Source organism: Rugamonas aquatica, from assembly GCF_009380215.1.
In the GTDB taxonomy this organism is placed as follows: Bacteria; Pseudomonadota; Gammaproteobacteria; order Burkholderiales; family Burkholderiaceae_D; genus Rugamonas; species Rugamonas aquatica_B.
In genome coordinates, this window is record NZ_WHUG01000040.1 from 1 (window position 1) to 1,382 (window position 1,382).

1 rRNA gene is annotated in these 1,382 nt (G+C 51.2%); it reads left to right on the forward strand.

The annotated features are described in order from the left end of the window. A 23S ribosomal RNA gene (locus GEV02_RS33185) occupies window positions 1–1,349 on the forward strand; the annotation flags it as partial. Window positions 1,350–1,382: the final 33 nt, after the last annotated feature.

Below are 1,382 nucleotides of genomic sequence, written 5' to 3' on the forward strand. Positions count from 1 at the left end.
CTGAAGCAATCGGAAGTGGTTCCAAGAAAAGCCTCTAAGCTTCAGTCATACGAGACCGTACCGCAAACCGACACAGGTGGGCGAGATGAGTATTCTAAGGCGCTTGAGAGAACTCGGGAGAAGGAACTCGGCAAATTGGTACCGTAACTTCGGGAAAAGGTACGCCCTTGTAGCTTGGCTGATTTACTTCAGTAGGGCGAACGGGTTGCAATAAACTGGTGGCTGCGACTGTTTAATAAAAACACAGCACTCTGCAAACACGAAAGTGGACGTATAGGGTGTGACGCCTGCCCGGTGCTGGAAGATTAAATGATGGGGTGCAAGCTCTTGATTGAAGTCCCAGTAAACGGCGGCCGTAACTATAACGGTCCTAAGGTAGCGAAATTCCTTGTCGGGTAAGTTCCGACCTGCACGAATGGCGTAACGATGGCCACACTGTCTCCTCCCGAGACTCAGCGAAGTTGAAGTGTTTGTGATGATGCAATCTACCCGCGGCTAGACGGAAAGACCCCATGAACCTTTACTGTAGCTTTGCATTGGACTTTGAATCAATCTGTGTAGGATAGGTGGGAGGCTTTGAAGCGGGGACGCCAGTTCTCGTGGAGCCATCCTTGAAATACCACCCTGGTTCATTTGAGGTTCTAACCTTGGCCCGTTATCCGGGTCGGGGACAGTGCATGGTAGGCAGTTTGACTGGGGCGGTCTCCTCCTAAAGTGTAACGGAGGAGTTCGAAGGTACGCTAGGTACGGTCGGACATCGTGCTAATAGTGCAATGGCATAAGCGTGCTTAACTGCGAGACTGACAAGTCGAGCAGGTACGAAAGTAGGACATAGTGATCCGGTGGTTCTGTATGGAAGGGCCATCGCTCAACGGATAAAAGGTACTCTGGGGATAACAGGCTGATTCCTCCCAAGAGTTCATATCGACGGGGGAGTTTGGCACCTCGATGTCGGCTCATCACATCCTGGGGCTGTAGCCGGTCCCAAGGGTATGGCTGTTCGCCATTTAAAGTGGTACGTGAGCTGGGTTTAAAACGTCGTGAGACAGTTTGGTCCCTATCTGCCGTGGGCGTTGGAAATTTGAAGGGGGCTGCTCCTAGTACGAGAGGACCGGAGTGGACAGACCTCTGGTGTACCGGTTGTCACGCCAGTGGCATTGCCGGGTAGCTAAGTCTGGAAGAGATAACCGCTGAAAGCATCTAAGCGGGAAACTTGCCTTAAGATGAGATTTCCCAGAGCCTTGAGCTCTTTGAAGGGTCGTTCGAGACCAGGACGTTGATAGGTCAGGTGTGGAAGTGCAGTAATGCATTAAGCTAACTGATACTAATTGCCCGTACGGCTTGTCCCTATAACCTTAGCAGGTTATGGTGAATGAGAAGTA